Consider the following 7412-nt stretch of genomic DNA (forward strand, 5'->3'; position numbering starts at 1 on the left):
AGATAAATGTTTAAGGCTCCGCCTTTGAGACGGATTATGTCCATTTGAATTACTCGTTCTCCCTGAAGAAGGAAAAATCGAGTTCGTCCACGGCTTTATCCTTGAGCTTGCTGATGCTCTTAAGGTTCTCAGGCAGATCCTCGGATTCCGCTGGTATGTATTTGATCCTGCCCCTTGACATGCCGTACGATCCTGGGCACAGAAAACCCTCTCTCACAAGTATGGCGTCTGGCTTGAGCCTCAGTATAACGCTCATGGCTATCTCCTTACCGCCCCTCGGGTTTGCAAAGCCAGGATTTTCGTATTCCTTCATCTCCTTTGAGGCATCATCGAACAGAATTATGGAACTCCCCATATCCAGTGGCTGCAAATTATTTTCTTCATCAACTACGGCTGCTATTTTCATAGCTAATGATAGGCTATATCAATTTAAAGTAATTGTTAATTTTTCGCGTAAAAAATTTTTAAATGTCCTGCGATCGTGATACAGTGTCAATATGCTTTACAAATTTTTGTCATGGAATGTGAACGGCCTTAGAGCCGCAGTTAAAAATGGTGCTGTATCTGTCTTCACAGGTGGCGATTATTTTGGAATTGCTCTGCAGGAGACGAAGGCCGACAGCACGAATGTGCCTGAAGAGATGTACCATCTTGGCTATTTCCTTTACAACAATCCAGCAAAGAAGAAAGGATACAGCGGGACCATGAGCCTCGTGAAGGAGAAACCACTAGGAGTTTCATATGGTTTCGAGAACGAGGAGGGCAGGATACTGAACCTCGAATTTGAAAAATTCTATTTCATCAACGTTTATTTCCCAAACTCCCAGCATGGCCTAACCAGGCTGGATCTGAAGCTTGAATTTGATGAAAAATTTCTCGAATACGCTAATGAACTGAGAAAGAAAAAGCCGCTGATCATATGCGGCGATTTCAATGTGGCGCATGAAGAGATAGATATAGCCAGACCAAAGGACAACGAGAACAATGCCGGATTCACAAAGCAGGAGAGGGACTGGATGACGAAATTCCTAAGCAGCGGATACGTCGATACATACAGGATCTTCGTCAAGGAAGGCGGGCATTACTCATGGTGGTCCTACAGGTTCAACGCCAGAGCAAAGAATATAGGATGGAGAATAGACTATTTCGTCGTGAGCGATGATATAAAGGATAAGGTCAAAAAGGCAGAGATCCTGGAAAATGTAACCGGATCCGATCATGCGCCGGTGACGCTGGAAGTGGATCTCTGAACATATCTTTTATATTTTTCAATATCGATAATGTATTCTGAATATGATACTAGGCGCACAGTATCCTTTCGTCGCTTTCAAGGTTCAGGATCATTTTTGCATCAACCGATCGCGCCTCTGGCATACTAGGCATATTTGTTTTCAAAAATATTTAAATAAATATTATTCTTAATCTATATCAATGCGCAGAGTCATCGTTATTTTGATCATATCATTATTCATGATCACTCTGATATCACCTGCAGTAAGTGCGCAGGCATCTTCTCAGACCAAAACACCCATCAAGCATGTAATAGCTGTACTATTCGAGAATCACACTTTTGACAATTTCTTTGGTATATATCCCTATGACAATGCTTCATGGAACGAGAGCATTATCAGAAACATGACGGTGCCGGAGAACCTGATTGGGACGGGACACCTTTCCCAATTGAGGGCCGTGCCCAATGGCGTTTACTCAACCCCAGATCCAGTTGAAGGATATACAGCCTACCATCTTGACTGGAATCATGGAAAGATGAACAACTTCATCAATGGGAGCGGCCCACAGTCGATGGAATATTACACATCATATCAGCTTGGCCTTGAATGGTCTATAGCATCCGAGTATGCGATAGCTGATCGATACTTTGCCCCGCAGCTCTCAGAAAGTGCGCCCAATACGCTGTATTATATAGCAGGATTTTCACCGGTGATAAATGATTATGGCCCACCCCCATCATTTCCAATGAGCGAGACGATATTCGGAGAACTGTCTCACTACGGAATAAGCTGGAATATATATGTTCAGAACAATACAACAGGAAACTTTGATAACATGCAGCACTACATTTCAAACTGGAATCAATATTCTGGACATCTGCTGAGCTGGTCTGATCTAATATCGGAGGCGCAAAATAACTCGCTCCCGGCGGTCAGCTACGTTTTCTCAGAGGGCCCACCTGGATTCAGCCAGGCGCCGCCCAGCAACGTGGAAAAGGGAGAGATATGGTTGGCTTACCTGATCAACCAGATAGAAGAGAGTCCATCATGGAACTCAACGGCCATCTTCGTAACGTATGATGATCCAGGCGGTTTCTATGATCAGGTCGATCCTCCGATGATGGATGGCGTGCAGCTAGGCATGCGCCTTCCAATGATACTGGTATCGCCATTTGCGAAGGAAGATTACGTTTCTAATACTGTTATGACGCACACATCGATCATAGCATTTATCGATTATAACTGGGGAATTCCAGCACTGAACAAGTTTGTGTCTCTATCCAATATACCGCTTGATATGTTCGATTTCAGCGTGCCATATAAGAATGGCTATGTGGCCAGACCTCCCATAGATCTCCAGAGTGAACAACATCTCCCACCAAATTTGCATTTCTCAATTGATCCAAAGGTGATCGATTATAATTTTTCTGGGGCGTTTCCATTTGCACCCCAGTATAGTTACAGTGTGTTACCATACTCCAGGGAAGGCGCGTCCAACGTTACTCTGTCGTCTCTGCATTATGGAATATTCATAGAACATGATATTTCCTATACGCCGTTTTACTACAGTCCGGCCTACTTTATCATAATCGCTGTGGTTGGTGCCGTGCTATTCTGGATAGGAGGTGAGGTGTACGAAAGGAACAGAAGGCATTGAACAAGCACTCTATATGATGGTATTTTCTATATATGCTGGTTTCACCATTCTGGCCATAGCCTATGCATTCAACATAATATACCTGATAGGAGATCCCAGGCAGCTTGTGCCACTGCTGGAGGGACTGATACCGGGTGCATTTATCTTCTCCATAGCGGGATATTATCTAAGGGGTAACAGCACACTTTTCAGCTTTTCCATAGCACTGCTTGGAGTCATTCTGGCATTCCTCATCATATATGGCCTGCACATGGTACTTGATTATGCATTTCTGGGCATGGTAAGTTTTCTCGTCACCTCTCCGCTTGCATTGATATCACGGTATCTGTCTGGAAGATTCCTCACTAGGAGAGGCAGAGGCATTTCAATGCCTATAGTCGTTTCAATTCTTTTCCTACTTGAGGTGGTTGCTGTGGCTGTATTATATGAGAAGAGTGGGCAGACAAACCTCGCCGTTCAGCTCTCCGTGCTTGCATACGTTTCCATTGCCCTTGCTGCATTGATCTTGATAACTAACTTGATAGGAACACATGAGCACGATATTAAAGAAATTAACAGATGAAATTATACAGCTATGATATTGTATATTTTCTTAACTAGGTTAATAGTATGGAATATTATGTTCCAGACTATATCGGGATTCAAATGAGATTGCCATGAGGTTTTCGATGATCCTCATGAATTTGTATGATCAAAAATAGAGAATTGTAATGTTAAACAGTCATGATGCTGATCTACAGCCTTATAGCGAGTTTGTGAAGAGGCCGATCAGTATGTCATTGTTTATGAAGTGAAGCGGTACGGCAAGTGCATCGTCAGCGTATTTCGGAATCCCCACGGATCTATCGTAACCATTGGCACCGAATAGTTTCGAAGCAACTACTGCGTTCTCTATGGCTCTCTCGCTGGCAAACAACTTTGCTGCATATGAGAGTTTGATATCATCGTTTATTGCGGCCCTGTATATCAGTGCACTGGCTGCCTGTGCGTCTGCATACATATGCATGAATTTGTCCTGAACGGACTGGAATGAAATGAGCGCGGATCCATTTATCTTTCTCTCCTTGATGTGTTCCATGACGCGCGCGTTTATGGCATCCATTATGCCCAGCGATATGGATGCGGCACCTATTGTGAAAACCTTGGCAATGGTGGGTATTATCTTTATCCCCTCACCTTCATTTCCAAGCACGCGTTCCGGTCCGATCCTCATATTTTCAAAGTTTATTTCTCCCCAGCCAATGCCGGGAAGTCCACTTCCATACAGGGACGACGATCTGGAGAAGCCTTCATCATCGCTCCTGATCAGGAAGTCCGTGAAAGCTGGTTTATCCTTGCCCGATCGTGCCATGATAAGAAAAACGTCAGCCTCCGATGCCATGGTTATGAAGGTCTTCGATCCGCTGATCCTCCAATGATCACCTTCCTTTTCTGCTCTGGATTGAACTGCAGCGGCTGTTGCACCAGATGCGGATTCGGTTATGGCTATGGTAGAGATGAGGCTGCCATCGGCCATCTTTTCAACGTATTCTGATCTCTGTTCTTCGCTTCCCAGCTTGGATAACGCATAGGCAGCTGCTACATGCGTCACATAGATCCAAGCCAGCGAAGGCGATTCTGATGCTATTTCCTCTGTTATAAGGGAGTATGAATAGCTGTCCTGAACGCCGAAGCCCGGTATCATTACATTGAAGAAGCCATTCTTACCCAGATTCTTGAATATTTCCCTTGGGAAATCGCCGTTTCTTATATCCTTCTCCTTCGGGATCACGTATCTTTTCACAAAATCTCTGATACTTCCCCTGAGGATCTGCTGTTCCTCTGATAGGCACATCATGCTTTCATCACTTTTAAACCATTATTATTGAGTAATTGCAATTATGTATTTATTGTTTTTCTTTAATATGAATTATTATCATATTTGTGATTTTTATTTGATGGCTATCGATCGAATAGCATGAAGATTGCCGTTTAGCGTCTGTTGGTATCATATGGACACTGACCACTGTCTCTCGAATGGAAATGAACATGCAGCAGGACCAAGACTATTTAAAAATCAATGCTACAATAAAAATATCAATATGAACAGCTTAGGATCATATGAGCAATATCAGCACGGCAGAACCATTTTCCATGGTTCTTGACGATAGATTCAGTTTATGGTCTTCGATGAAGAGAGGATTGCCAATGCTTCTCATTCCTCCTATCCTTCTTTTAATAATACTCATCTTCAGAAATTTCTACACGCTCGAATATTTTCATGTTCTAGCTGGATCTATCTGGACCGGCATGGATCTAGTGCTTGGTCTTTTCTTTGCATATGTGATGAAGGGCCTGAACAACATACAGAGAACTAGGATATCAATGAGACTGACGCCTACGATGCTGTTCTTCATGCCGTCCATTGCCGCAGTAACTATAACGGCCGGTGTGTATCTCGCAATGGATCTTTCAATTCCATTTTCATCATCATATATGATAGCGGCGCTGATCATAGCTGCAGTGCTTTTCATTCAAGGCATCGGAATATTTTTGCCGAATGAATTGAGGGTGTACGATGAAATTCTTCATGGTGCAAAGAATCAAGAGAAAATCGTAAGATTGACCATGTTTAATCTCAAGCTCTCTTTGCTTCAGGTAGTATTTCAGATGGCCATTATAATGCTGATGGCTCATTTCGCCACGGGTGTCTCAATATGAAACATAATGCGGATGTTTTGAAGGCTGGATCTATTTCCGTTGTTATTCCGGCGATCGGTCTTCTAATGGGTCTGGGTCTTCCAGGAATATTAATCCTTGATTATGTGCATGTGCTTCTGGCCGCTATCTGGACTGGAACCGACGCGTTCTTAGGTTTCATATTTTTCATTGTGATTTCCGGCATGGATGACGATATAAGATACTACATAGGTAAAAGATTGTTGCCTATGACCATGTTCTTCATACCTGCAGTTTCTGTTATTGTACCCGTTGCTGGATACGCTTTGGCAGTGAGAGAGGGAATATTTTCTATGGATCTATTTTTCATGGTTATCTTGATTCTATCGGCAGTACTGATTATCTTGAGTTACGTTCTTATTCTTCCCAATGCGTTTTTCATATATGGTCATGATGAGTCCAGCAAAGGGCTGATATCTAGAAAGTTGTGGCTCATTTCCATCACGGCTTCTGTGCAGCTTGTTTTGCAGATCATAATGATCAGCCTGATGGCCTACATTGTTGTTTTCTCTTAAAATTATCATGCTGATTATGAAAATATAATGTGAGGAATTTTGATGTTAGAAAATTTATTTATCAGAACGTTAAAAATAATAACTTTACATTATAACATCGAAATAACGTCCAATTGGCCGTTTTAAGGATCAATCAGAGCAAAAATTTTTAAAAATATATCCCAGCAAGGAGGTTTTTGAGGTCATTTATATCTGATAATTTATCATCGAAGACATTAAAAATAAAATAATGAAGATACCATTAAATAGTCTTGAATTTTAATATGGCTTATATTATGACTTCTTCTATTGATGTGTTTATGGCCGTCGCATTCGCAGGCAAAGCTTATAGGAAGAGGGTAGAATGAAATGCATTTCCATTCTATTCTCAGAGCCGCTGCTAATGATAATGTCAAATCAGCATAGAGAGGCACTATAGTTGATAACTGCAGGTTATGGCGTGACTCCAGTTATGAATTCGGAAACATCATTATGGAATACTTCTGAGCGCTTTTAACGTAAAATCGGTCTTTGTGGTGGTCTTACTTCTTATTCTAGCATCATAGAAATCACCATAATCGATTACTGGAACAGAAGTTCATGTGTTATTATATCGTAATTCATTAACAAGATAAACTAATTCGATTGTGATCAGTGGACCGGTCGGGATTTGATTAATGTTTTAAGTGAATACCAAATCAACTCTCGCCTATTATACTCCAGTTGTCTTTGAATTTTTCATAATCGTTTGGCTGAAACCAATAACTTTTCTTCCCGTTTTTTTCTCCTTCATGGATCAACCCCTTTGCTGTTAGCGTATCCACAATATAGAGATTAGGTTCCTTTGAGAGATTGTTTACTATGAAAACATATTCTGCTATCAGATTGTCAAGTTTGCTCCCAAACGGCGCCGGGCTTCTGTCAGAAAGTGCTTTTACCTGAATTGTGTGCATTTTTGTGCCTTCTCTGTTATAGATCAAAACATCTATTCCCCTTGCATTTCTGGAAGTAGGCATAGCATTCCACCCCCTCTTACTGAGCTGATAGCATACATAATAGAGCCCTTCGTTTGATACAAGCTGGTTTCTTCCGATTTTGGAATTGTTCAAGTTATCTGACATGCTCTCACTATGTATCATTTGTTATTAAAATTATTTAGCCCCCTTAAGCCCTCTCACCTGAATTGCATTCCGCAGGAGAGAATAATGTGTCCTGTGCTCGGCGTGCAGGCGAGCGGAGGGCACATAGTAAACAGCGGAGGCTCAAAGAGGGGTGGATTGCAAAGCAAGACGGGGTGAATTTGAGCCGGAG

The 7412-nt window shown here is 42.1% G+C and carries 8 protein-coding genes; 5 read left to right on the plus strand and 3 right to left on the minus strand.

The annotated features are described in order from the left end of the window. Positions 1–49 precede the first annotated feature (49 nt). On the minus strand, positions 50–406 hold the full coding sequence (locus Q0C15_RS04470) for a hypothetical protein (RefSeq protein WP_201796963.1): 357 nt from the start codon (positions 404–406) through the stop codon (positions 50–52). A 91-nt stretch (positions 407–497) separates the two neighbouring features. Here Q0C15_RS04470 and Q0C15_RS04475 point away from each other — a divergent pair, with 91 nt between their 5' ends. The 3 genes from Q0C15_RS04475 (at position 498) to Q0C15_RS04485 (ending at position 3451) form a co-directional block, all read left to right on the plus strand. Next, positions 498–1250, plus strand: a complete 753-nt coding sequence (locus tag Q0C15_RS04475; RefSeq protein ID WP_297216757.1) for an exodeoxyribonuclease III — start codon at positions 498–500, stop codon at positions 1248–1250. Positions 1251–1431: 181 nt separating this feature from the next. Then, positions 1432–2889 carry an alkaline phosphatase family protein gene (locus tag Q0C15_RS04480; protein ID WP_297216761.1) on the plus strand — a complete coding sequence of 486 codons (1458 nt, stop codon included), beginning with the start codon at positions 1432–1434 and terminating at the stop codon, positions 2887–2889. Next, positions 2858–3451, plus strand: coding sequence for a hypothetical protein (locus tag Q0C15_RS04485; protein WP_297216764.1), 594 nt, complete (start codon positions 2858–2860; stop codon positions 3449–3451). The genes Q0C15_RS04480 and Q0C15_RS04485 overlap by 32 nt, the downstream gene beginning before the upstream one ends. Positions 3452–3631: 180 nt before the next feature. Here Q0C15_RS04485 and Q0C15_RS04490 read toward each other — a convergent pair whose 3' ends face one another. Next, complete coding sequence (locus tag Q0C15_RS04490) at positions 3632–4726, minus strand: acyl-CoA dehydrogenase family protein (RefSeq protein WP_297216767.1); 1095 nt, start codon at positions 4724–4726, stop codon at positions 3632–3634. Positions 4727–4989: 263 nt separating this feature from the next. Here Q0C15_RS04490 and Q0C15_RS04495 point away from each other — a divergent pair, with 263 nt between their 5' ends. Together Q0C15_RS04495 and Q0C15_RS04500 are read left to right on the plus strand one after the other, a co-directional pair. Then, entirely contained in the window at positions 4990–5589 is a 600-nt protein-coding gene (locus Q0C15_RS04495; protein WP_297216770.1) for a hypothetical protein, read from the plus strand. Continuing rightward, positions 5586–6122 carry a hypothetical protein gene (locus Q0C15_RS04500; protein ID WP_297216773.1) on the plus strand — a complete coding sequence of 179 codons (537 nt, stop codon included), beginning with the start codon at positions 5586–5588 and terminating at the stop codon, positions 6120–6122. Before Q0C15_RS04495 ends, Q0C15_RS04500 begins: the two co-directional genes overlap by 4 nt. A gap of 677 nt (positions 6123–6799) precedes the next feature. On the opposite strand, the gene Q0C15_RS04505 is transcribed toward Q0C15_RS04500, so the two are convergent. Further along, positions 6800–7222 carry a hypothetical protein gene (locus Q0C15_RS04505; protein ID WP_297216776.1) on the minus strand — a complete coding sequence of 141 codons (423 nt, stop codon included), beginning with the start codon at positions 7220–7222 and terminating at the stop codon, positions 6800–6802. Between the last annotated feature and the right edge of the window lie 190 nt (positions 7223–7412).

Source organism: Thermoplasma sp., from assembly GCF_023256435.1.
Taxonomy (GTDB): Archaea; Thermoplasmatota; Thermoplasmata; order Thermoplasmatales; family Thermoplasmataceae; genus Thermoplasma.